23 protein-coding genes are annotated in these 20,905 nt (G+C 65.7%); 12 read left to right on the forward strand and 11 right to left on the reverse strand.

Features of this window, described 5'->3' with window-relative positions:
• Nucleotides 1-64 precede the first annotated feature (64 nt).
• A complete protein-coding gene (locus ACWCOP_RS12975) occupies nt 65-352 on the forward strand; it encodes a DUF2312 domain-containing protein (RefSeq protein WP_478248708.1) in 288 nt (95 codons plus the stop codon).
• 11 nt (nt 353-363) lie between these two features.
• Nucleotides 364-936 carry a hypothetical protein gene (locus ACWCOP_RS12980; RefSeq protein ID WP_478248709.1) on the forward strand — a complete coding sequence of 191 codons (573 nt, stop codon included), beginning with the start codon at nt 364-366 and terminating at the stop codon, nt 934-936.
• A 40-nt stretch (nt 937-976) separates the two neighbouring features.
• Here the strand turns inward: ACWCOP_RS12980 and ACWCOP_RS12985 are convergent, their stop codons facing one another.
• The gene (locus ACWCOP_RS12985) at nt 977-2,053 is read right to left on the reverse strand and encodes a serine hydrolase domain-containing protein (RefSeq protein WP_478248710.1); all 1,077 of its coding nucleotides are present in this window, start codon (nt 2,051-2,053) and stop codon (nt 977-979) included.
• Nucleotides 2,054-2,160: 107 nt separating this feature from the next.
• Between ACWCOP_RS12985 and ACWCOP_RS12990 the strand changes: the two genes are divergently transcribed.
• Nucleotides 2,161-3,741, forward strand: a complete 1,581-nt coding sequence (locus tag ACWCOP_RS12990) for a winged helix-turn-helix domain-containing protein (RefSeq protein ID WP_478248711.1) — start codon at nt 2,161-2,163, stop codon at nt 3,739-3,741.
• A gap of 20 nt (nt 3,742-3,761) precedes the next feature.
• Here ACWCOP_RS12990 and ACWCOP_RS12995 read toward each other — a convergent pair whose 3' ends face one another.
• From ACWCOP_RS12995 to ACWCOP_RS13005, 3 genes are all read right to left on the reverse strand, one after another.
• Nucleotides 3,762-5,258, reverse strand: a complete 1,497-nt coding sequence (locus ACWCOP_RS12995; RefSeq protein ID WP_478248712.1) for a sigma-54-dependent transcriptional regulator — start codon at nt 5,256-5,258, stop codon at nt 3,762-3,764.
• Nucleotides 5,259-5,436: 178 nt separating this feature from the next.
• Nucleotides 5,437-6,726, reverse strand: a complete 1,290-nt coding sequence (locus ACWCOP_RS13000; RefSeq protein ID WP_478248713.1) for a hypothetical protein — start codon at nt 6,724-6,726, stop codon at nt 5,437-5,439.
• Complete coding sequence (locus ACWCOP_RS13005; protein ID WP_478248714.1) at nt 6,723-7,028, reverse strand: hypothetical protein; 306 nt, start codon at nt 7,026-7,028, stop codon at nt 6,723-6,725. Before ACWCOP_RS13005 ends, ACWCOP_RS13000 begins: the two co-directional genes overlap by 4 nt.
• Before the next feature lie 175 nt (nt 7,029-7,203).
• Here ACWCOP_RS13005 and ACWCOP_RS13010 point away from each other — a divergent pair, with 175 nt between their 5' ends.
• The 6 genes from ACWCOP_RS13010 (at nt 7,204) to ACWCOP_RS13035 (ending at nt 11,761) form a co-directional block, all read left to right on the forward strand.
• Nucleotides 7,204-8,145, forward strand: coding sequence for an alpha/beta fold hydrolase (locus ACWCOP_RS13010; protein ID WP_478248715.1), 942 nt, complete (start codon nt 7,204-7,206; stop codon nt 8,143-8,145).
• A 106-nt stretch (nt 8,146-8,251) separates the two neighbouring features.
• On the forward strand, nt 8,252-8,542 hold the full coding sequence (locus ACWCOP_RS13015) for an aa3-type cytochrome c oxidase subunit IV (protein WP_478248716.1): 291 nt from the start codon (nt 8,252-8,254) through the stop codon (nt 8,540-8,542).
• Nucleotides 8,543-8,666: 124 nt separating this feature from the next.
• Nucleotides 8,667-9,794: a Re/Si-specific NAD(P)(+) transhydrogenase subunit alpha gene (locus ACWCOP_RS13020; protein ID WP_478248717.1), complete on the forward strand. Its 1,128-nt coding sequence runs from the start codon at nt 8,667-8,669 to the stop codon at nt 9,792-9,794.
• Between the two features lie 5 nt (nt 9,795-9,799).
• Nucleotides 9,800-9,934 (forward strand): hypothetical protein, encoded by a 135-nt coding sequence (locus tag ACWCOP_RS13025; RefSeq protein ID WP_478248718.1) that lies wholly within the window; start codon nt 9,800-9,802, stop codon nt 9,932-9,934.
• A gap of 20 nt (nt 9,935-9,954) precedes the next feature.
• The gene (locus ACWCOP_RS13030) at nt 9,955-10,296 is read left to right on the forward strand and encodes a proton-translocating transhydrogenase family protein (RefSeq protein WP_478248719.1); all 342 of its coding nucleotides are present in this window, start codon (nt 9,955-9,957) and stop codon (nt 10,294-10,296) included.
• 58 nt (nt 10,297-10,354) lie between these two features.
• The gene (locus tag ACWCOP_RS13035) at nt 10,355-11,761 is read left to right on the forward strand and encodes an NAD(P)(+) transhydrogenase (Re/Si-specific) subunit beta (protein ID WP_478248720.1); all 1,407 of its coding nucleotides are present in this window, start codon (nt 10,355-10,357) and stop codon (nt 11,759-11,761) included.
• 847 nt (nt 11,762-12,608) lie between these two features.
• Here ACWCOP_RS13035 and ACWCOP_RS13040 read toward each other — a convergent pair.
• Complete coding sequence (locus ACWCOP_RS13040) at nt 12,609-13,022, reverse strand: MarR family winged helix-turn-helix transcriptional regulator (protein ID WP_478248721.1); 414 nt, start codon at nt 13,020-13,022, stop codon at nt 12,609-12,611.
• Between the two features lie 80 nt (nt 13,023-13,102).
• Here ACWCOP_RS13040 and ACWCOP_RS13045 point away from each other — a divergent pair, with 80 nt between their 5' ends.
• Nucleotides 13,103-13,546 (forward strand): hypothetical protein, encoded by a 444-nt coding sequence (locus ACWCOP_RS13045; protein WP_478248722.1) that lies wholly within the window; start codon nt 13,103-13,105, stop codon nt 13,544-13,546.
• A 30-nt stretch (nt 13,547-13,576) separates the two neighbouring features.
• Here ACWCOP_RS13045 and ACWCOP_RS13050 read toward each other — a convergent pair whose 3' ends face one another.
• The 3 genes from ACWCOP_RS13050 to zapE all read right to left on the reverse strand — a co-directional run bounded on the left by ACWCOP_RS13050 (nt 13,577) and on the right by zapE (nt 16,958).
• Entirely contained in the window at nt 13,577-14,605 is a 1,029-nt protein-coding gene (locus tag ACWCOP_RS13050; RefSeq protein ID WP_478248723.1) for an aspartate-semialdehyde dehydrogenase, read from the reverse strand.
• 115 nt (nt 14,606-14,720) lie between these two features.
• Nucleotides 14,721-15,689, reverse strand: coding sequence for a malate dehydrogenase (gene mdh, locus ACWCOP_RS13055; protein ID WP_478248724.1), 969 nt, complete (start codon nt 15,687-15,689; stop codon nt 14,721-14,723).
• A gap of 123 nt (nt 15,690-15,812) precedes the next feature.
• The gene (zapE, locus tag ACWCOP_RS13060; RefSeq protein ID WP_478248725.1) at nt 15,813-16,958 is read right to left on the reverse strand and encodes a cell division protein ZapE; all 1,146 of its coding nucleotides are present in this window, start codon (nt 16,956-16,958) and stop codon (nt 15,813-15,815) included.
• A gap of 186 nt (nt 16,959-17,144) precedes the next feature.
• Here zapE and ACWCOP_RS13065 point away from each other — a divergent pair, with 186 nt between their 5' ends.
• Complete coding sequence (locus ACWCOP_RS13065) at nt 17,145-17,753, forward strand: hypothetical protein (RefSeq protein ID WP_478248726.1); 609 nt, start codon at nt 17,145-17,147, stop codon at nt 17,751-17,753.
• Here ACWCOP_RS13065 and ACWCOP_RS13070 read toward each other — a convergent pair.
• The 3 genes from ACWCOP_RS13070 to ACWCOP_RS13080 are packed head-to-tail and all read right to left on the reverse strand — an operon-like array spanning nt 17,746 to nt 19,636.
• Complete coding sequence (locus ACWCOP_RS13070) at nt 17,746-18,180, reverse strand: acyl-CoA thioesterase (RefSeq protein WP_478248727.1); 435 nt, start codon at nt 18,178-18,180, stop codon at nt 17,746-17,748. The two genes, ACWCOP_RS13065 and ACWCOP_RS13070, sit on opposite strands and share 8 nt — an antisense overlap.
• Nucleotides 18,177-18,494, reverse strand: a complete 318-nt coding sequence (locus tag ACWCOP_RS13075) for a hypothetical protein (protein ID WP_478248728.1) — start codon at nt 18,492-18,494, stop codon at nt 18,177-18,179. The genes ACWCOP_RS13070 and ACWCOP_RS13075 overlap by 4 nt, the downstream gene beginning before the upstream one ends.
• Nucleotides 18,494-19,636, reverse strand: a complete 1,143-nt coding sequence (locus ACWCOP_RS13080) for an iron-containing alcohol dehydrogenase (RefSeq protein ID WP_478248729.1) — start codon at nt 19,634-19,636, stop codon at nt 18,494-18,496. The genes ACWCOP_RS13075 and ACWCOP_RS13080 overlap by 1 nt, the downstream gene beginning before the upstream one ends.
• Nucleotides 19,637-19,752: 116 nt before the next feature.
• Here ACWCOP_RS13080 and ACWCOP_RS13085 point away from each other — a divergent pair, with 116 nt between their 5' ends.
• Complete coding sequence (locus ACWCOP_RS13085; RefSeq protein WP_478248730.1) at nt 19,753-20,874, forward strand: phenylalanine 4-monooxygenase; 1,122 nt, start codon at nt 19,753-19,755, stop codon at nt 20,872-20,874.
• Nucleotides 20,875-20,905 lie beyond the last annotated feature (31 nt).

The raw sequence follows: 20,905 nt of genomic DNA on the forward strand, positions 1-20,905 counted from the left end.
CCCTTGCTCGCATAATCGGTGGGGACACTTTCAGGAATACGCGCGCTTTAAAGAGGAGCCTTCAATGGCCGATTTCGCCGCCGCCGCCAATACGCCCCAGAAAGACGAATCCGACGCCATCGGCGCGGCAGCCCGCGAACAGCTTCGCCAGTTCGTGGCGCGCATCGAGCGCCTTGAGGAGGAAAAGGCCAGCCTCGCCGCCGACATCAAGGAAGTCTACGCCGAGGCCAAATCCTTCGGCTATGACACCAAGGTGCTGCGCAAGGTGGTCTCCATCCGCAAGCAGGACCGCCACGAGCGCGAGGAAATGGAAGCGCTGCTGGAGCTCTATCTCGGCGCGATCGGCGAATAGGGCCTGCGGCCATGGCGCGCGAGATCGATGAAAAAGCCACCCGCAAGGCCATGACCCGCATCCGCCGGGCCCAGGCCGCGGTGGAGCGCGCCATCGCCAAGGCGGAGACCGATGATCCGGACGCCGCCAAGGCCGCCCGCGTGGAGCTTTCAGACTGGGAGACCGAGTTCATGACCTCGGTGGAGCAGCGCCTGTCCACCTATGGCTCGGCCTTCGCCGATCCCACGCTGGGCGAGGACGGCGAGGCGTTGTCGCGCCTGCAGATCATGAAGCTCAAGGAGATCGAGAAGAAGGCCAAGGGCAAGGGCGGTTCCGGCTTCAAGCGCGGCTCCAGCTTCAAGTCCAAGGGCTCAGGGTTCGGCGGCAAGTCCGCTCCCAGGCGCGCCAGCAGCCGCGACATCAACGCCGATATCGACGAGCCCGAAGCGCCAGAACCCGAAATCGATCCGCTCGGCGCCCTGGAAGAAGACGGCCGCATCCGCCGCGGCCTCTCCATCGTCGACGGCGACCGCGCCAAGGACGGCCCCAAAGAGGGCGGCAAACCCAAATTCAGGGTGATCGACGGCGGCAAGGACGAGGGTTGAGCGGGCGCACACCGCCCTGCCCCTCCCCCGTCCCGCCTCATTACTGCGTCAGCGCCGGAGCGATAACCTGCTGGAAGAACTGAAACGCCTCCCGGTGCATTGTCGGCGTGTTGAAATCGGTCTTGGTCAGGACGATCGTCAGGCCGTGCTCGGGTATGATCCACACCCGATTGCCGCCATTGCCGTTCATCATGGCCAGCCGAACCGGACCCGCGGCGCTTTCACGCTCGTCCAGCCACCACAGATATCCGTACTCAAAGCCGCCGCCTTCACTTAGAGCGCCCTGCGGCGTGACGGACTGGGCCGTCCAGCTTTCAGGCAGGATGCGCCGACCATGGGCCATTCCACCCGTGCGCTGAAGCTCGGCGAAAGCGGCCAGACCGTGCGAATTGAGCAGCAGACCGCCGCCCAGATGGGGCCGTCCGCTCGCAGTTACGGCCCACTCGAACGCGTCGACGCCCAGCGGCGCGAACAGGCGCTGCTCAGCGTACTCCATCACCGACCGCCCCGTGGCCCGTTCGACCGCTTCGCCCAAAACCTGAACGCCGGCGGTGCAATAGGAGAAGCTGCGCCCATATTCGGCCTCGCTCGGCGGCGTGGCCCAGGAGGGATAGCCGCGTACGGGCAGGTCCCAGAAAAAGCGGCTCCAGTCTTCAACCAGATACATGCGCTCTTCATTGCCGCGGGAGAATTCAGACCAGTCATTGCACTCCAGCGGGCCGGACATGGTGAGAAGGTCCAGCGGCGTAATCGCCTCCTTGCGCGGATCGGGGTTCTGGAAGGGTTGAATGTCTTCAAACAGCGGCGCGACCGGCTGATCGAGGCTCAGCACCCCATCGGCTACCGCCAGGCCAACGATCTGGCCTGTGATCGTCTTGGTGACCGAGCGGGTATCATGAAGCGTCTGGGCGTCCGCGCCGTTGAAATAGGCTTCAAACACGGGCTCGGCGTTGTGCAGGATCAGGACGCTTGTCACCGTTCCATAGGTCCCCGCTTCGATGTCGGCGCGCACCTGCGCTTCGCGCTCCGGGGTCCACTGGATATCGGCGAGGGCCGGGCTGGCGGACAGCAGCGCGGACGCTGCGGCTGTGGCGATAAGAGATGGCATTCCAGGCATGACGGGGCTCCAGGTTCACGATAGCTATTAAGGGCGACCGTGCTGGAGCCGATTGCGTGACCGGTCACTCGAAAGTGTTTGAAGAAACCTGAAGGCTGGCTGAAAGCGTGGCGAACGCTCACACACACCTGCAGATCGGCGACTGGCTGTTTGACCCCGCCTCCGGACGGCTATCGCGCGACGGCGATGTCGTCAGCCTGCCCGCGCTCAGCGCGCAGGTGCTGGGCGTCCTGGCCGCTGACGCGCCCGAGCCGGTCAATCAGGCCCGCCTCGCGCAAGCCGCCTGGGATCTGGCCCATGTCAGCGATGACACGATCGCCCAGCGCATCGCCATGTTGCGGCGCACCTTCGAGGATGATCCCAAGGCCCCCCGCTATATCCGCACGGTGCGGGGGCGCGGCTATGCGCTGATCGCGGACATCACCCCCGTCGCAGCCCCCGCTCAGCCCGCCAAGCCGGCCCCGGCGTCGGGTCCCAGGCGAGCATCGCTCTGGGCTGGCGCGGCGATCATCGGCGCACTCATGATGGCCGGCGCGGTTGCAGTGTTAGGCCGTGGCGGTGAGGAGCCAGGCGCGAATGTCACGGCAGCCGAGCCCGGCGCCGTTGATGACTTGCTGGCCAGGGCCCGCCCGCGCCTGTCGTTGCAGGATCCCGCCAGCGCCGCCCAGGCGATCGCCCTTCTTGAACAGGCAAGGGCGCAAGCTCCGGACGATAGCCGCGTACTCACCGCCCTGGCGTTTGCGCTGACAACCGAGGCCACCAAGTTTGGTGGCGAGCGGGCCGGCGAGGCCGAAGCGTTGGCCCGGTCAGCCCTTGAGCTTGACCCGGACCGGTCTGCGGCCTGGCATGCGCTGGGCTACGCTCTGGATGCTCAAAGCCGCATTGATGAGGCGCTCGCCGCCTATGGCGAAGCGTTGGCCCTTGATCCCGGCGACAGCGCAGCGCGGTCCAGCGCCGCCTATCTTCTAACGGTCAGGGGTCAGCTCTATGACGGGCTGGTCATGGATGTCGCGGCCGCACAGGCGAACGCCGGCAATCTCTATGTCGATCTGCAAATTGCGCGGACCCTCAGACTCCTGGGGGAGGACCCGCTGGCGCGTCAGTTCGAGGCGCGCGCCCGGCGCCTGAATCCCGGTCATCCGGTTGTCGCTGCGGGCCTGGCCGAAGCCGCGCTGTCGCGCGGAGACGCCGACGCGGCTCTTGGGCTGATCGAAAGCGCGGGCGGCGCCGAGGCGACCGGGGAGCTGGCCCGCCTGTCTGCGCGCGCCTTCCTGATGCGCGGGCGAGTGCAAGCGGCGCTGGACGCGCTTGAATACGCAGGCGATGCGGCCTTTTTCGAGCGCTACGCCTTTGCGGCCCTGTCCGGTCAGGCACAAGAACTCACGGAGTCGCAGCCGCTGACATCTGGAGAGCCGTCGAGCTGGCCTGACGACTCCGTTCACCTGGCCGAAGCCTTGGCCGCCTCAGGGCGGACCGAGGAGGCGCTGGCCGCCCTCACGACCGCGATCAATCTGGGCTTTCGGGACGCAGGCGCCCTGCGCCAGTCACCATTTCTATCCGAACTCGCCGCAAGCGGCGCGCTGGAGCCGGTTCTGGAGCGAATAGACCGCGAAATCACGGCCCAGGTGACCCGCCTGAACCGTGACACAGCGCTACGCCGACAGCTCGCGACCCTCGCGGACGGCTAGGGACGCCGCCAGCGCGTCCCTCACCCGGCCTCGCGGAAATTGTCCACGTCCAGCTCGTATTCGCGCACCTTGCGATAGAGCGTGGAGCGGCCGACGCCCAGGCGCCGGGCGACCTCGGCCATGCGGCCTGAATAAGTCTCGATGGCGAAGGCGATGAGATCGCGCTCGATGCTTTCAAGGCTACGCAGATGGCCGCCGGCGTCGAGAATCTCGACCGGGAAGTCGTCCTCTTCGCTCGTATCGCTTCCCTGGGGCGCCGCAGCCGGCCGATCATAGCCGTCCGGTTCCGCCGCAGGCGCGGCGTCCGGCGCGGCGGCGACGGGAGCGTCCTCGCGCAGGGTCGGGTTGAGGCCGGAAATCTGCGGGAAGTCCTCCAGGGTCAGATAATCGCTGTCTGAGAGGACCACGGCGCGAAACACCGCGTTCTCAAGCTGGCGCACATTGCCCTTCCATTCATGACTGCTCAGCAGATTCATCGTCTCGGACGTGGCGTCCAGCACGCTCTTGCCTTCCTGGGCGTTGAAGCGGGCGATGAAATGGCGCACCAGGGCGGGAATGTCGTCGCGGCGCTCGGCCAGGCTCGGCACGTCGATGGGAAAGACATTGAGGCGGTAGAACAGGTCCTCACGGAACCGGCCGGTCTTCACCTGTTCGGTGAGATCGCGGTTGGTGGCCGAGACGATGCGCACATCCACCTTCACCGGCTTCTTGCCGCCGACGGGATCAACCTCGCCCTCCTGCAGGGCGCGCAGCAGCTTCACCTGCATCTCCAGGGGCAATTCGCCGATCTCGTCCAGGAACAGGGTCCCGCCGTCGGCTTCCTGGAACTTGCCCAGATGCTTGGCCACGGCGCCGGTGAAGGCGCCTTTCTCGTGGCCGAACAGCGTGCTTTCCACCAGATTTTCCGGGATCGCGCCGCAGTTCACCGCCACGAAAGGCCGGCCGGCGCGGTCTGAAGCGGCCGCGATGGAGCGGGCGACCAGCTCCTTGCCGACGCCGCTTTCACCCTGGATCAGGATCGGAATATTGGATTTCGCCGCCCGCTCGCCCAGGCGCACCACCTGGCGCATGGCCGGGGCGCCCGCGATCATGTCGGAAAAGCCCAGCTGGCCCGACTTGGTCTTCTTCAGGCGCGTGACCTCGCCGGAGAGATCCTTGACTTTAAGCGCATTGCGGATGGAGACCGCGATGCGTTCAGGGCTGGCGGGCTTCACGAAGAAATCCCCCGCGCCGGCGCGCATGGCCTTCACCACCGTCTCGATGCCGCCATGGGCGGTGAGCACGATGACGGGAAGATCCGGCTCGCGAGCCTTGATCGCCTCCAGCGTCTCAATCCCGTCCATGCCCGGCATGATCATGTCCAGCATGACCACGTCGATCCCGCCGCGCTTCACAGCCGCCAGACCCGCCTCGCCGTCCTCGGCGACTTGCGCAAAATGCCCCTGCTTTTCCAGCACCGCCTGCAACAGGCGGCGCTGGGTCGGATCGTCATCCACGATCAATACGGTCTTCGCCATCTCACCCACGCCTTTTCGGTCGCTACGGGGCGGCCTGGTTCTTCGCCGGACCGGAGTTTTCTCCGTGCCCGGCGAAACCGCCCTCGCCTTTGATGCGACCCGTTATGGGACAGGCTCTGTAAAGATCACGTGTAGGGCGCGGTGAGAAATGGTTAGGGTAAACGCGAGGTTAGCGGGCCTAGTAGCGGTAACCCAGCTTGATGATCCACTCCTCGCGCGTCTTTAGAGTGTCGTACTCTTCGCCGTCATAATAGGAGATCCCGACGCTGAACGGACTGGTCTTGGACGGCGACAGGTCGAGGGAGGCGGTGAACATGGACAGATGCGGTTCATCGCCCCGGTACGGTTCGCGGACGCCGTAACCCAGCGAGAATGTCGGCACGCCGATCGCCAGCGTCATTGCTGGACGCAAGAAGATGTTGAAATCGGCCCCGTAGCGCGAGGTGTCGACCGCCGAGGCCGCGAACGCCTCGCCCAGCTCGTCGATTTCGAGATAATCGAGGACGCTCAAGTCCAGGGTCCAGGCGAACTCCGCCGGCGAGCCGTTCTGGAGCGGGGTGTAGAAGCGATACCCGGGCAGATCCAGACCCGGCGACAGGATCGCCCGCGTCCGAAAGCCCTCAGCCCGGAGCTCGTCATCGGTGAGATAGGACAGGTCCAGCGCAAACCGCGTGTCGTGGCGCACCCGGCCGTCCGCCACGCCGATCCTGGACCGGTCACGCAAATAGGTCACACGCCCGCCAAAGGTGACCAGATTGTCTTCATCCGCAGCAGCATCGTCGGACTCGGTGCGGTTCACCGCGCCATACGCCAGAACGCCGAGAGCCCGGCTGGAATGGGTCCATGCCCGGCCCAGCGCCGCGTCGATCTGCATGACTTCGATATTGGTCTCGCGATTGTCGGTGAAGGCGAGGGTGGCGAATTTACGCGTGGCGCGGCTGGCCTGGGCCAGCGCGTCGGCGTCCAGCCCGACGCGCCATTGGCCTGTCCAGGCAGGAGCATCGTCATCATCGGGCTCATCGGATGTTTCGTCGGGAGCCTCGCACCGGATCTCGAAATCCTCAGGATGGCTGAACAGGGTCATGGCGTCTTCGAACCGACGCCCGGTGATGGAGACCAGGCGACGCCGTTCACCATCCGGGCCGATCTGGACAGGATTTGAAACCAGAGCGTCAGCGAGCGACTCCACGGCGAGGAAACGACTGCAAACATTCCAGCTTTCGCCGGTGGCGGCTTCCAGAATGTCTGGTCTGACGCATCGCTCCAAGGCGCCGGGGACCATCTGCGGCGAACCGCCGAGCAGCAGATAGGACGACTCGATCCTGCTCGCTTTCATCCAGGCCTGAACAAGCGTCTCGAACGAGGCGGGCTGGCTCTCATGGCACTGTGAATTGCTCAACACCGCGAGCGGCGGCTCGTCATCCAAAACGGCGAGCGCGACGACAAGAGCGACCGCAGGAAGGCTCATGATCCGCTCCGCCTAGAAAAGTGAACGACGCAATAGCTCGCGAACGTGTACTGCGCGTCCTTGAGCTTCTGGTCCTTGAGCGCGGTCAACACCTTTTGAAGGTCGAACCCGCTGAAATCGAGTTTCGGCGGCGTATTGCTCGCCTTGAAAAGGATCGCCTCGAGAACGTCCTTGAGGGTATTGATGTCGCCCTGAACACGCTCGGCGACGACCTGATCTTCAATGTCCGCCCACGGCGCTCCATTCTTGAACGCGTTCCGGAAGTAGATGCGCATGCGGTTGTTGACCTGTTTGGGACCCATGGCTTGTCTCCAGAAAAAGAAGAAGCGCACTCTGACACGAAGTAAATACAATGCACAACCTTGATAATTCGCGCTGAAGGCGGGCTTCGCGCCGGATGCGCCGCGCCGGCCATTTGACGCGCCGCACCATGAGCGGGCACTAAGGGCGGGTTGTTACTCAAGAGATTTGAGCCCCATGACCAAGCCCGCCCGCCCAGAGCCCAAACCCGACCGTCTTCCCCCGCCGCTCGCCGAATTGAACGGCGAACCGCTCGCTGCGCCCGCCTGGTTTGCAGACGCCCAGAACGATTCCGTCGAGTTCGGCCGCACGCCGTTCGAGGGCGGCGAGATCGTCTGGAAGGCGTGGGGGGAGCGCGGGGCGCCAGGTCTGGTGCTGATCCATGGCGGCACCGCCCACAAGGGCTGGTGGGACGGCTTGGGTCCCTTCCTGGCCCGCCAGGGCCGCCGCGTGGTGGCGCCCGACCTTCCAGGCATGGGCGAATCAAGCTGGCGCGAGACCTACACGCTGGAAAGCCATGGCGAAGCGGCCATGGCCGCCGCCGAGGACGCCGGCGCCTGCCAGGCGGGCGCGCCGATTTTCGCCGGGCACAGCTTTGGCGGCTTCGTCACGCTGAAAGCCGCCACAAGCTTCGGCGACCGGCTGAAAGCGGCGATCATTCTCGACAGCCCGATCCGCAAACCGGAGAAGCAGCGCGAAGGCGCCCCGCCCAAGCGCGGCGGCAGGATCTATGACGATCTGGCTTCGGCGCTCGCGCGGTTCCGCCTGCTGCCCGAACAACCCTGCGACACTGTCTGGCTGGTCGATCATATCGCGCGCGGCTCGCTGAAAGCTGAAGCCGGCGGCTGGACCTGGTGGTTTGATCCGGGGATCTGGGCCAAGCTCACCTATGAGCGCCGCGATCCCGAGCAGGCTTTCGCCGATCTCAAATGCCCGCTGGCCTTCGTGCGCGGCGAGCACTCCTCGCTGATGCAGGCGGAGACCTGGGACTATATGAAGTCGGTGTTTGTCGATTCGCCCTTCGTCACGGTGTCCAACGCCCGCCACCATCTGGTGCTGGACGAGCCGCTGGCCACGGTGGCGGCGATCGACGCCTTGATCGAGGCCTGGGCGCGCTGAGGGCGCGCTGAAAGCGCGATTCGCCGCAGCGCTGGCGTCTTGGCGGGGCGGGGCCTGCGTGATAAGGGCCGCTTCACGTTCACATTTGAAGACAGTCGAGGGCGACATGGCTGACGAATACACCCGCGGTCAGATGGATATTTCCGAGCACAAGAAGACCTTTGATTCGGTCATGCGCGTATCGGTTTACGCCTCGCTGCTGCTCGCCCTGGTGGTGATTTATCTCACTCTGGTTTTCGCCGCCGGAAGCGGCTGGTTCGGCTCCCTGATCCTCACCGGAGTGATCGGCGGGATCGGCGGCGTCTTCACCAAGCAGGGCGTGCTCTACTGGACAAGCCTGGGCGTGCTGGTGGTGATCACCGTTATCGCTGGATTCCTCACCTCCCTCATGGGCTGAGGCGCGTTTTTTATCAGTCTTTTGACTGTTTCCCAGCGCTTCATCCCGATTACCCCTTTGCCTTCGCCGTCGTTTCGGCCATGTTCGGATCGTATGACATCGCACGTTTGGGGCTGATCGACTGATGCTTATCGCCGTCCTCGCCGAAACCCGCGCCGGAGAAAACCGGGTCGCGGCCACACCTGACACCGTAAAAGCGCTGATCAAGGCCGGCGCTGAGGTGACGGTTGAGAAAAAGGCCGGAGCAGGCGCCAACTTTTCCGACGCCGCCTATGAAGACGCCGGCGCCACGCTGGCCACGCGCGCCGCAGCGCTGAAAAGCGCGGACACATTGTTCTGCGTGCGCCGGCCCGACCAGGCCACCCTTGAAAAGCTGAAAGACGGCGCGGCTGTCATCGGGCTCCTGGAGCCCCACGGCGATCTTGAATTCGCCAAGGCGTGCGCCGCGGCCAAGGTCAACGCCTTCGCCATGGAATTCACGCCGCGCATCACCCGCGCCCAGTCCATGGACGCGCTCTCCAGCCAGTCGAACCTGGCCGGCTACCGCTCCGTGATCGAGGCGGCCGAGCTTTACGGGCGCGCCTTTCCCATGATGATGACGGCCGCCGGCACCATCGCCGCGGCCAAGGCCTTCGTGATGGGCGCCGGCGTGGCGGGCCTGCAGGCCATCGCCACGGCCCGGCGCCTGGGCGCGGTGGTCAGCGCCACCGACGTGCGCCCCGCCTCCAAGGAGCAGGTCGCCAGCCTCGGCGCGAAATTCGTCGCGGTGGAGGATGAAGAGTTCAAGGCCGCCGAAACAGCGGGCGGCTACGCCAAGGAAATGAGCGACGCCTACAAGGCCAAGCAGGCCGAGCTGATCACCACCCATATCGCAAAGCAGGACGTGGTGATCACCACCGCCCTGATCCCCGGCCGCCCCGCCCCGCGCCTCATCGACAAGGCCATGGTGGAGGCGATGAAGCCGGGCAGCGTGATCATCGACATCGCCGCGGCCAATGGCGGCAATTGCGAACTGACTGAAGCCGACAAGGTGATCGTCCACAAGGGCGTGACCATCGCCGGCTACACCAATCTGCCCGGCCGCCTGCCGGCTGACGCCAGCCAGCTTTTGTCCAAGAACCTGGTCAATCTCGCCCCGCTTCTCATGGGCGAGGACGGCAAGCTCGCCCCGCACTGGGATGACGACATCATCAAGGGCATGGCGCTGACCCGCGACGGCGAGGTCGTCCACGCCAGCTTCGAGAAAGCCTGACGCCCATGAAAAAGCGTATCGCGCAATTCGCCATCGCCGTCGCCGCCATCGCCATGTTGTCGGCGTGCATCGTGATCAATTCCACGTCCGAACCCGACACCGACGCCTTCGCGCCCCAGAGCGCGCAGGCCGCCGAATAAGCCGCCAGAGAGGCCCCGCCATGGAAGTCGCCGCCACCGTCGACCCTTTCATTTTCCGCGTCGCGATCTTCGTGCTCGCGATCTTCGTGGGCTATTACGTGGTGTGGTCGGTGACCCCGGCGCTGCACACGCCGCTGATGAGCGTCACCAACGCGATCTCTTCGGTGATCATCGTCGGCGCGCTGATCGGCGCGGGCGCTGCGGCCACCACCGATGCGGGCCTGTTCAGCAAGGGCGCCGGCGCCATGGCGGTCCTCCTGGCCAGCGTGAACATATTCGGGGGCTTCATGGTCACCCAGCGCATGCTCGCCATGTACAAGAAGAAGGAAAGGCCGGCCAAGCCGGCCTCGTCTGAGTCCTGAAGTCCTGACCCTTTCGTCACCCCTCGCCGCTTGATCCCTCGCCTGGAGCTGGAGTCTCATGTCCGTCGATATCGCCGCCCTGCTATATCTCGTGTCCGGGATCCTGTTCATCATGGCCCTGCGCGGGCTGTCCAATCCTGAAACCGCGCGCCAGGGCAATTATCTCGGCATGGCCGGCATGGCCGTGGCGGTCATCACCACGCTTTTGATGATTGAGTTGGACGGGCTGGGCTGGCTGCTCATCGCCGGCGCGGTGGCCATCGGCGGCGGCGGCGGCGCGGTGATCGCCAAGCGCATCCCCATGACGGCGATGCCCCAGCTCGTGGCGGCCTTCCACTCGCTGGTGGGCCTGTGCGCGGTCCTGGTGGCCGCGGCGGCGCTGTACGAGCCAGGCGCCTTCAACATCTCCGCGCCGTCAGGCGGGCTCAAGGCGCTCTCCCTGGTGGAGCTGGCGCTGGGCGTGGCCATTGGCGCGATCACGTTTTCCGGCTCGGTCATCGCCTTCATGAAGCTGCAGGGCATGATGAGCGGCGCGCCCATCGTGTTCAAAGGCCAGCACTGGCTGAACCTGGCGCTCGGGATCGCGGTCTTCGTCTTCATCGCCTTCCTCACCGCCAGCGGCGGCGACAACAAGACCGCCTTCTGGATCATCACCGTCATCGCCCTAGTGCTCGGCGTGCTGCTGATCATCCCCATCGGCGGCGCCGACATGCCCGTCGTGGTGTCCATGCTGAACTCCTATTCCGGCTGGGCGGCGGCGGCGCTGGGCTTCACGCTGGAGAACACCGCGCTTCTGATCACCGGCGCGCTGGTGGGCTCTTCCGGCGCGATCCTCTCCTACATCATGTGCAAGGGGATGAACCGCTCCTTCATCTCGGTGCTGCTGGGCGGCTTCGGCGGCGAAAGCGGCGGCGCTTCGGCGGCCGCCGATATCGACCGCACCGTGAAGCAGGGCTCGGCGGAAGACGCCGCCTTCATCATGAAGAACGCCGGCAAGGTCATCATCGTGCCCGGCTACGGCATGGCGGTGGCCCAGGCCCAGCACGCCCTGAAGGAAATGGCGGCGATGCTCAAGGAAGAGGGCGTCGACGTGTCCTACGCCATCCACCCGGTCGCCGGCCGCATGCCGGGCCACATGAACGTCCTGCTGGCCGAAGCCCAGGTGCCCTATGACGAGGTGTTCGAGCTGGAGGACATCAATAGCGAGTTCTCCACCGCCGACGTGGCCTTCGTCATCGGCGCCAACGACGTCACCAATCCGGCCGCCGAGGACGATCCTTCAAGCCCGATCTACGGCATGCCGGTGCTGCAGGTGTGGAAGGCGAAAACCGTCTTCTTCATCAAGCGCTCGCTGGCGTCGGGCTATGCGGGAATCGAAAACCCGCTCTTCTTCCGCGACAACACGATGATGCTGTTGGGCGACGCCAAGAAGATGACAGAGCAAGTGGTGAAGGCGCTCGATTAAGCGCCGGTCTCGCGACCCTCATCCGTCGTCATCCACGCGAAAGCGGGGACCTGGAGCGGCCTCACCGCTCGCACGCCTTCAAGCGCATGAGCGAGCCGGTTCCCGGTCCGATCCCCGGCTTTACGCCGGGGGCGGAACCGGGATCTACCGCGCTTTTTGGGTCTGGCGCTGTGCAGGCGGCCAGGCTGGCTTTGCGTTTCGCTTCCATGCGCCGCAGATCCCGGTCTTCCCCCCGGCTTTGCGCCGGGGATGAAACCGGGAACCGGCGATGTCGGTTCGGGCKGCATCCAGCTTCAACGGCTCTNCCAGACCGCCCCCCTTTCGTCATCCCCGCGAAAGCGGGGACCCAGTGCGGCCTCGCCGGTGCTTTATCCGCCGCTGTCATCCCGGCCGGAGCGCGTCAGCGCGCAGAGCCGGGACCTCACACATTGCAGATGAAGCTTCCGGGTTTCAACGGCTTGAGGTCCCGGCTCTGCGCCCGCGGGGCGGGCTTGGCCGGGATGACAGCGTAGAACTTATCCGNCCCCACTCTCGCCTCCCCCATAATCACCCCCGTCATCTCGCAGGCGAGGCCGCTCCGGAGCGTCCTGTTCGGGCGGGAATGACGGGGTGTCCCGAGTGAGTTCCGGCTAACGCACCGGTCCGCAAAGCGGCGGGTTACGGGTAGACGGGGAGGTTCCGTTGAGTCCCGCTGACCGAAAAATCACCTCAGCGGCGCGGGGGTCGTATCCGGCCTCCAAAWACAYAAAGAGAAACGGCCTGGATCCTCCCGCGCCGCCCTCGCCACACTCATCACCTCGCGCACGATGTGCGGCGGGCGGTTTTGGCGTGCGCGACCGCCCGGCGTTCAGACGCGCTTGAGCATGGCCTGGAAAGCGGCGCGTTCGCTGGCCGAGAGCGGCGCCAGGAGATCATCCAGCACCTCGGCCACATTGGCCTTGATGGTCGTGACCAGCGCCTCGCCCTTCTCCGACAGGCGCAAAATGCTCACGCGTCCGTCCTCGGGGCTGGCTTCGCGGTTTACAAAGCCCTTCACCTCCAGGCGCTGGATGGTGCGCGTCATCTGGGCCTTGTCGCGGGCGAGCTGGTGCGTCAGGGCGTGGATCGACACGGGCTGCGCGTCGGCGACCGCCATGAGCACCATGCCCCCGAACGGCCCCACGCGCTCCTCGTCAAACTTGAGGGCGCGCGTGTGCACCCCCGCCTCCATGCGGCGCATGAAGCGGTCCACCAGATAGGCGAGCTCGTGTCGGTCAGGCATCGGGCCTCATTTTAGTTGACTCTATCAACCTCATTGCGGACGGTTGCGCGACGCTTCGCTAAAAACGCAAGGATCAGCCCATGTCTCCCACCAAAGCCCTCGCATTGAAAGCCGCCACGATCCTCTGGATCATCTGGGGGCTGGTGCACATGCTGGCCGGGATCCTGATCCTCGGCGGCGACACCACATCCGGCTTCCAGGCGATCGCCGACGGGGTCGATCCTGAAACGCTGGCGCTGGACTATCCCGCCGCGGTGGGCGGGGTGCTCAACCAGCACGCCTGGAATCTGGCCTGGGGCGGCGCTGCGACGATTCTTGGTGCGGTGTTCATCTGGCGAAAAAATTTCACCGCAATCTGGGTCACCGGCATGATCGGGGGCTTGCTGGACGTGGGCTATCTCGTTTTCGTGGATCTGGCCGGCTACGCCAATTTCGTGCCCGGTACGATCATGACGATCATCTCGGCCACCGCCGTGGTGTTAAGCTTCTGGGTCTGGCTGACCGAGCGCGGCGGCGCGCGCTAGGCGCGCCGCCGCGCCTTGGTTAGCGCTCGTCTAGCGGCCTTTAAGCCACCCCGCATTGACGCAGGCTTCCGCGATCTGCACCGCGTTAAGGGCCGCGCCCTTGCGCAGATTGTCGGAGACGATCCACATGGCCAGCCCGTTCTCCACGGTGGGGTCGTTGCGAATGCGGCTGACGAAGGTGGCGAATTCGCCCACGCTCTCCACCGGGGTGATGAACTGGGGCTCGTCCTCGTCGGCGCGGTCTATGACCATGAGACCGGGGCTTTCGCGCAAGAGATTGCGGGCGTCCTCGGCGCTCAATTCGCGCTCCAGCTCGAGATGGGCGGCGACGCAGTGGCCCACGAAGACCGGCACCCGCGCGCACGTGGCGAAGAGCTTGATCCTGGGATCCAGGATCTTCTTGGTCTCCATCATCATCTTCCACTCTTCCTTGGTGGAGCCGTCCTCCAGGAAGACGTCGATTTTCGGGATGACGTTGAAGGCGATCTGCTTGGGGAAGTGTTCTGGGGTGACCTCGTCATTGACGAAGATGCCGCGGGTCTGGGTCCAAAGCTCGTCCATGGCCTCCTTGCCGGCGCCGGAGACCGATTGATAGGTGGCGCAGCTCGCCCGCACGATGCCGGCGCGCTCATGAATGGGGCTGAGCGCCACGACGGTCTGGATGGTGGAGCAATTGGGGTTGGCGATGATGTTCTTCTTCGGGCGCTTGCTCACCTGGTCGACATTCACCTCCGGCACCACCAGGGGCACGTCCGGGTCCATGCGCCAGGCGCTGGAATTGTCGATCACCAGCGCGCCGGCCTTGGCGATTTTCGGCGCCCACTCCTTCGATACGTCCCCGCCCGCGCTCATGAGGACCAGATCGACGGAGGAAAAATCGAACGTGTCGACGTCCTTAACTTTGAGCGTCCGGTCGCCATAGGACAGCTCGCGCCCCATGGATTTGCGGGTGGCGAGCGCGTGAACGGTGTCAGCCGGGAACAGGCGCTCGGCCAGGATGGTGAGCATTTCAGCGCCGACCGCTCCGGTGGCGCCAAGAACAGCGATGTTGAGGGCCATGAAAAGGCTCCTTTTGAAGGTTGAGCCGCGTCATGCTGGACGAGGCGCGCATAAAGAAAAACCCCCGGACCGGGCTCGGTCCGGGGGCTCTGGTTTTCACCGCGGCGGTCGGACCCTAGGCGAGGCTGGGATCAAGCGTCTTGCAGGTGGCGACGAGCTCTTTCACCGCGTCCACCGAATGGGTGAACATGGCCTGCTCGTCGGCGTTGAGATCGATTTCGACGATCTTCTCGCAGCCGCCGGCGCCGATCACGATGGGCACGCCCACATAAATCCCGTCGAGCCCGTACTGGCCGGTGAGGTTGGCGGCGGCCGGCAGGACGCGTTTCTTGTCCAGCAGGTAGGATTTCGCCATGGCCACGGCGCTTTCCGCCGGCGCGTAGAAGGCCGAGCCATTGCCCAGAAGCTGGACGATCTCGCCGCCGCCCTTGCGGGTGCGGTCCACGATGGCGTCGATCTTGGCGTCGGTGGTCCAGCCCATCTTGACCATGTCGGGCACCGGAATCCCGGCCACGGTGGAATAGCGCGTCAGCGGCACCATGGTGTCGCCGTGGCCGCCCATCACAAAGGCCGTGACGTCTTCCACCGAGACGCCGAACTCTTCGGCCAGGAACCAGCGGAAGCGCGCGGAGTCCAGAACGCCGGCCATGCCGACGACCTTCTGGGGCGGCAGGCCGGAAAACTCGCGCAGCGCCCAGACCATGGCGTCCAGCGGATTGGTGATGCAGATCACGAAGGCGTCCGGCGCGTGCTTGGCGATGCCCTCGCCCACGGCCTTCATGACCTTCAGATTGATCTCCAGGAGGTCATCGCGGCTCATGCCCGGCTTGCGGGGCACGCCGGCGGTGACGATGCACACATCGGCCCCGGCGATGGGCGCATAATCGTTCACCGAGCCGCCGGTGAGGTGGCTGTCCTTGCCGAACACCGGGCTGGCTTCGCACATATCCAGCGCCTTGCCCTTGGCGGTGCCCTCGGCGAGATCCATCAGGACCACGTCGCCCAGCTCCTCGCGGGCGCAGATGTGAGCCAGCGTTCCGCCGATCATGCCGGCGCCGATGAGGGCGATCTTCTTGCGAGCCATGGGAAACCTCTTCCAAGTCAGGTGGGGGCGCGCGCCTTCGCGTGCGCAATATCCTGCGCGTGGTCTAGCGCCGTGCGAGGCGGAGCGCAATTCCCCCGCTGGCGAACAGGCGGACAGGCGCGCTCAGTCCTCGCCCGCCGCGTCGCTCTTTCGCTCCGCCGCCAGATACTCGTGGCTGCGCATTTCCATGAGGCGCGACACCGTGCGCTGGAACTCGAAGGCGTAATCGCCCTCCGGATAGAGGGCGTCCGGTTCGGCCGCCGCGCTCATCACCAGCTTGGTCTTCATCTCGTAGAGCTGATCGATCAGGGTGGCGAAGCGCTTGGCCTGGTCGCGCTTGTCGGTGGTGAGCAGCGGCGTCTCGTCGATCATCACCGTGTGAAAGGTCTGCGCCAGCGCGAAGTAATCCGCAGCCCCCAGCGGCCGGGCGCACAGCGCTTCAAAGGTGAGGCGCGCCACGCCGGCGGCCTCGCGCGGGATGTGCAGCGTGCGGCCCTGAACGGCGAGGTCGCAGGAATGCGCCTTCGCGCCCAGGGTCAGCCGCGCGAACGTCTCGTCCATGGAGCGCCTGGCGTCCGGCCCCAGCGGCGCGTGATACACCGGCGCGCTTTCCAGCCGCTCCAGCCGGTAATCGCGCCCGGAATCCAGCTTCATCACATCCAGCGTGTCGACCATCAGATCGATGAAGGGCTCGAAAAGCTGACGGTTGAGCCCGTTCTTGTAGAGCTCGGTGGGATGACGGTTGGAGGTCGCCACCATGACAACGCCTTCAGCAAAGAGGTTTTCAAACAAGCGGCCCAGGATCATGGCGTCGCCCACATCGGTGACCTGCAGCTCGTCAAAGCAGAGAAGCCGGGTCTCCTTCGCAATGGCCTTGGCGACTTTGGGCGCAGGATCGCGGTCCTTGCGCTGTCGCTCTTTGGTGAGGCGGGCCTGCAGCTCATGGAGAAACTGGTGGAAGTGAACCCGGCGCTTGGCCTCAATGGGCGCGGCGTCGAAGAACATGTCCATCATCAGCGACTTGCCCGTTCCCACCCCGCCGTAAAGATAAAGCCCGCGCGGCGTTTCGCGTTTGCGGCCGAACAGGCCGGACTTGCCGCCCTTCCAGCGCTGGATCTCCTGGCTCAGACGCGTCAGGCGTTCCGCCGCTTCGGCCTGGCCTTCATCGGGCTGCAGCCGGCCGGCCTCCACCGCCTCGCGCAGGGCCTGCGCCGGGGTCGGCTCCGGGGTCGGCTCCGGGCCGGGCTGCGGAGCGGGCGCCTCGTTCACCGGAGGCCCCACAGCACGATTGCGGCGCCCAGCAGACCAAAGGCGAGCACGGCGGCGAGGATCAGCAGGGCGGGGCGTTCGATCTGGCGCATGGCTTCTCGATACCGCGCGCCGGGCCGCGGGCCAAGGGCGCGGCGTTGCGGGACGCGCCCGGTTGCGGCATATACGCCCTCAAGGGAGGCGGCGATGTTCGAGCGAGGCCTGAAGCCGAAGGAGCTGAACCGGCTTGAAAGCGCCGGGGCGGACCCCGCCCTGGTCGACGCGATCGCCGCCGAGGCGCAGACCCTGCGCTGGCTGTTTCTGCTGCGGGGCGAGGGCTATGTGGTGACCGCCGTGATCGGCGCGGCGGCGTCCATCTGGGTCAGCGCAGCCCTTGATCTGGAGGGCTGGCGCAACACGGCCGCGTCCGCCGTTCTGCCCATGATCATCGGTCTGCTGCTCATCCTGCCGACGCTGGAGATACGCGCCGTCCGACGCGAGCCGGTGCGCCGGGCCGCCCGCCGGCTCGCCGTCCTGGCGGTGCAGGCCCATCCAGGTCACGGCGACCAGGGCGACAGACCCTGGCGGGAATTGCAACGCCTCACCCGGGCCGGCGCAGGCTTCGACCATCCCCGCGCCGCCCTGCGCGAGATCGCCCATGCGCTCGATCGGCCGAAACCGAAGCCGGCGCGCGCGCCGGGGCGCGACACCGACGCTTTGGCCCTCACCCGGACAAACGCCAACGTGCTCAGCCTCGTCGCTCTGGCGATCGCGGTGTCGGCGCTGGCGATGATGGCGGTGCTGCGTTTCAGCTAACCCAGCCCTCAAGCGTCTCGCGCCAGCGCGCATCCAGCGGTTTCGGGCGGCGGGTCCGCCGGTCCACATAGACATGGACGAAGAAGCCTTCGGCCACCGCCTGATCCTCGCCCGCCCTGAAGATCGCGAGCTCGTAGCGCACTGAGCTGGTCCCAAGGCGCGCCACCCTCACCCCGGCCTCCAGGGCTTCAGGAAACGCCGCCGGCGCGTGATAGCGGCAGCCGGTCTCCACCACGAGGCCGATGGTCTCGCCGTGCTCGATGTCCAGAAGCCCCGCCTTGGCCAGACGCCGGTTCACCGCCGTGTCGAAGAATCCGTAATAGACCACGTTGTTCACGTGGCCGTAGGCGTCGTTATCCGCCCAGCGCGTCTCGATGGATTCAAACGTGGAGAAGTCGGCGCGGGTGGCGCGCGGGCGGTCGGTCATGGGGTGTCCTGGAGGACCGCGTCCAGCGTGGCGACCAGGGCGGGAAATTCGTCGAGCGCGGGCGCGATGTCTTCCGTGCGGGACGCGCGTGTCCGCCGCGACAGCCATGCCTTCATATCGAGGAAGAGCGGCAGGGACAGGACACGGTCCTTCAGGTCCGGTTGGAGCTTCTGCGCGTCGGCCAGCGCCAGTCCGACCCTCACGCACATGCGCTCCAGCGCCAACTGCACGATGCGATCGTCGCGCCCCCCGGGCTCGGTGCGTAACGTTATCGCGCTGGCGGCGTCCTGCCGTGCGAAGGCAAGCGGGTGCATCACAATATTTCCTCATACATCGCCACGATGGCGTCATAGGTCATCTCGCGCGGATTGTTGGGCAGGAGACGGTCGTTTGCGGCCACGTCCTCGGCCATGGCCGGCACGTCATTGTGGCTGATCCCCAGCTCGCTCAAGCGGCGCTCGATGCCGACGGCTTCGGCGATGCGGTCCATCTCGGCGATCAGGCCGGAAGAGCCGGGCTTCAGACCCAGATGGGCGGAAATCTCCGCATACAGAGTTTCAGCCTCCGGCGCGTTGAACCGCAGCACCGGCGGCAGGACGACGGCGTTGGAAAGCCCGTGGGGCACATGGAACATCCCGCCCAGCGGATAGGCCATGGCGTGCACGCCCGCGCAGGGACTGTTGGAGAAGGCCTGACCGGCCAGCATCGCCCCCAGCAGCATGTCGCCCCTCGCCTCGGCGTCCGATCCATCCTCGCAGGCCCTCAGGATCGATCCGTGGAGCTTTTTTAGCGCCGCCAGGGCCAGCGCGTCGGAGACCGGGTTCTTGGCGCGGCGATTGGTGAAGGCCTCGATGGCGTGAACCATGGCGTCGATGCCGGTATAGGCGGTTGGGTGGCGCGGCAGGCCAAGGGTCAGGTCCGGATCGAGAATCGCCATGTCCGCATACAAAGGATCAGCCGCGATCCCACGTTTGCTGGTGGCGCCGGTGGTGAGCACCGCGACATTCGTCACCTCGCTGCCCGTGCCCGATGTAGTGGGCAGAAGGATCAGCGGCGGACGGCTGGCGCGCACCTGCTGCACGCCGTACATGGACGCCAGATCCTGCTCGCCGGACAGAAGCACTGCGACCACCTTGGCGGTGTCCATGGGGCTGCCGCCGCCAAACCCGATCACGGCCTGCGCGCCGAACTCACGCGCCTCCTTCACCGCCTCATGAATGACGCTTTCGGGCGGATCGGCGACCACCTTGTCATAGACATGGACGGCGAGCCCGGCGTCTTTAAGCCCCGCCAATGCGCCGTCGGCCAGGCCTGCGCTCTTCACGCCGGCATCCGTCACGAACAGCACCCGCTTGGCGCCGTTCAGCGCCGGCGCGGCGGTCTTGGCCAGATCGGCGGCGGCGCCGGGCTCGAACAGGATTTTCGGCACGGTGGTGAAGGTGAAGGCGCTCGTCATGGCATGCTCCCGGGCTGTCGCGCAGCCAATCGCTTTATGTCGCGTTGGTCTTTGGGCACACTAGGCGATACATCTCGCAGCCGACAATCCGCCGCCCTCACGCGCAGGAGGCCGCCATGCCCGACGACGCCAGCCCCATTGAAACCGCCATCCCCGACATGGGGAAGGCCTATTTCGATCCGCTCAGCCAAGAGGCCGGCGAAGGCCTCACCGGGCCGGGCGGCGCGCTGCATCGCTATGCGATCCGCCCGGAAGGGTATCGCCTGGCCGATGAAGACTTCGAGCCCAAAGGCTGGCGGCTGAAGCGGCAGCCTGAGTACACAAGCGCAGAGCACGGCCGCTGGCGCATCCTGTTTGAAAACCAGCGCAAGATGCTGCCCGGCCGCGCCTGCACGGACTTCATGAAAGGGTTTGAAAAGCTCGAGCACCTGTTCAAGGACGGCGTTCCGGATTTTGCGGATATCAACGCGATCCTGGAGCCGGCCACCGGCTGGACGGTGATCCCCGTGCCCGAGCTGATCCCCGACAATGTGTTCTTCTGGCATCTGGAAAACCGCCGCTTTCCCGCCGGCGCCTTTATCCGCGGCGGCAAGCCGAAGACCGCAAAGGTGCGCGAGGCCAACACGGGCCGCGCGCCCGAAGAGATCGAATACACGGCCGTTGAAGACGATCTCTTCTACCTGCAGGAGCCGGACATCTTCCACGACGTGTTCGGCCATGTGCCCATGCTCATGGATCCGTTCTTCGCCGACTACATTCAGGCCTACGGCGCCGGCGGACGGCGCGCCATCGAGTTCAACCGGCTGAAAAATTTCGGCGCGATCTACTGGTACACGGTGGAATTCGGCCTGATCGAGGAAGAGGGCGAGCTGCGCGTCTACGGCGCCGGCATCCTCTCAAGCCCGGACGAGACCCTTTTCTCGCTCTACTCCGACAGCCCCCACCGCATCAAGATGGTGCCCGAGCGGGTGATGCGCACCGACTATGTCATCAGCGATTTTCAGGACACCTATTTCGTCATCGACTCCATCAAGGCCCTGCACGACGCCACGGCGGCCAGGGACTTCACCCAGATCTACAAGAAACTGCCCGCCGGCTTCACCTACGCCACCACCGCGCTTCTGGACACCGACGTGGTGGTGAGCGAAGGCACGCAGGAATACAAATTCTGCGGCGGCAAGGGCAAACCCCGCGCCATGACCCACATGCAGGCGATCCGGGATAAGCATCGGCGGTAGCGGCGGGTTGTCCGTAAGCGGGCGGACGGAT

It is taken from the genome of Apolloniradiicaulis salifontis, assembly GCF_053756655.1.

Coding starts and splice junctions, on each gene's coding strand:
- ACWCOP_RS13070 (WP_478248727.1), bottom strand. CDS start 18,180: ATGACCGACCGCCCGCGCGCCACCCGCGCCGACTTCTCCACGTTTGAA.
- ACWCOP_RS13030 (WP_478248719.1), top strand. CDS start 9,955: ATGGAAGTCGCCGCCACCGTCGACCCTTTCATTTTCCGCGTCGCGATC.
- ACWCOP_RS13035 (WP_478248720.1), top strand. CDS start 10,355: ATGTCCGTCGATATCGCCGCCCTGCTATATCTCGTGTCCGGGATCCTG.
- ACWCOP_RS13005 (WP_478248714.1), bottom strand. CDS start 7,028: ATGGGTCCCAAACAGGTCAACAACCGCATGCGCATCTACTTCCGGAAC.
- ACWCOP_RS13020 (WP_478248717.1), top strand. CDS start 8,667: ATGCTTATCGCCGTCCTCGCCGAAACCCGCGCCGGAGAAAACCGGGTC.
- ACWCOP_RS12985 (WP_478248710.1), bottom strand. CDS start 2,053: ATGCCTGGAATGCCATCTCTTATCGCCACAGCCGCAGCGTCCGCGCTG.
- ACWCOP_RS13010 (WP_478248715.1), top strand. CDS start 7,204: ATGACCAAGCCCGCCCGCCCAGAGCCCAAACCCGACCGTCTTCCCCCG.
- ACWCOP_RS13015 (WP_478248716.1), top strand. CDS start 8,252: ATGGCTGACGAATACACCCGCGGTCAGATGGATATTTCCGAGCACAAG.
- ACWCOP_RS13080 (WP_478248729.1), bottom strand. CDS start 19,636: ATGACGAGCGCCTTCACCTTCACCACCGTGCCGAAAATCCTGTTCGAG.
- ACWCOP_RS13045 (WP_478248722.1), top strand. CDS start 13,103: ATGTCTCCCACCAAAGCCCTCGCATTGAAAGCCGCCACGATCCTCTGG.
- ACWCOP_RS13050 (WP_478248723.1), bottom strand. CDS start 14,605: ATGGCCCTCAACATCGCTGTTCTTGGCGCCACCGGAGCGGTCGGCGCT.
- ACWCOP_RS12995 (WP_478248712.1), bottom strand. CDS start 5,258: ATGGCGAAGACCGTATTGATCGTGGATGACGATCCGACCCAGCGCCGC.
- ACWCOP_RS13000 (WP_478248713.1), bottom strand. CDS start 6,726: ATGAGCCTTCCTGCGGTCGCTCTTGTCGTCGCGCTCGCCGTTTTGGAT.
- ACWCOP_RS13040 (WP_478248721.1), bottom strand. CDS start 13,022: ATGCCTGACCGACACGAGCTCGCCTATCTGGTGGACCGCTTCATGCGC.
- ACWCOP_RS12975 (WP_478248708.1), top strand. CDS start 65: ATGGCCGATTTCGCCGCCGCCGCCAATACGCCCCAGAAAGACGAATCC.
- ACWCOP_RS13075 (WP_478248728.1), bottom strand. CDS start 18,494: ATGCACCCGCTTGCCTTCGCACGGCAGGACGCCGCCAGCGCGATAACG.
- ACWCOP_RS13025 (WP_478248718.1), top strand. CDS start 9,800: ATGAAAAAGCGTATCGCGCAATTCGCCATCGCCGTCGCCGCCATCGCC.
- ACWCOP_RS13085 (WP_478248730.1), top strand. CDS start 19,753: ATGCCCGACGACGCCAGCCCCATTGAAACCGCCATCCCCGACATGGGG.
- ACWCOP_RS13065 (WP_478248726.1), top strand. CDS start 17,145: ATGTTCGAGCGAGGCCTGAAGCCGAAGGAGCTGAACCGGCTTGAAAGC.
- mdh (WP_478248724.1), bottom strand. CDS start 15,689: ATGGCTCGCAAGAAGATCGCCCTCATCGGCGCCGGCATGATCGGCGGA.
- ACWCOP_RS12980 (WP_478248709.1), top strand. CDS start 364: ATGGCGCGCGAGATCGATGAAAAAGCCACCCGCAAGGCCATGACCCGC.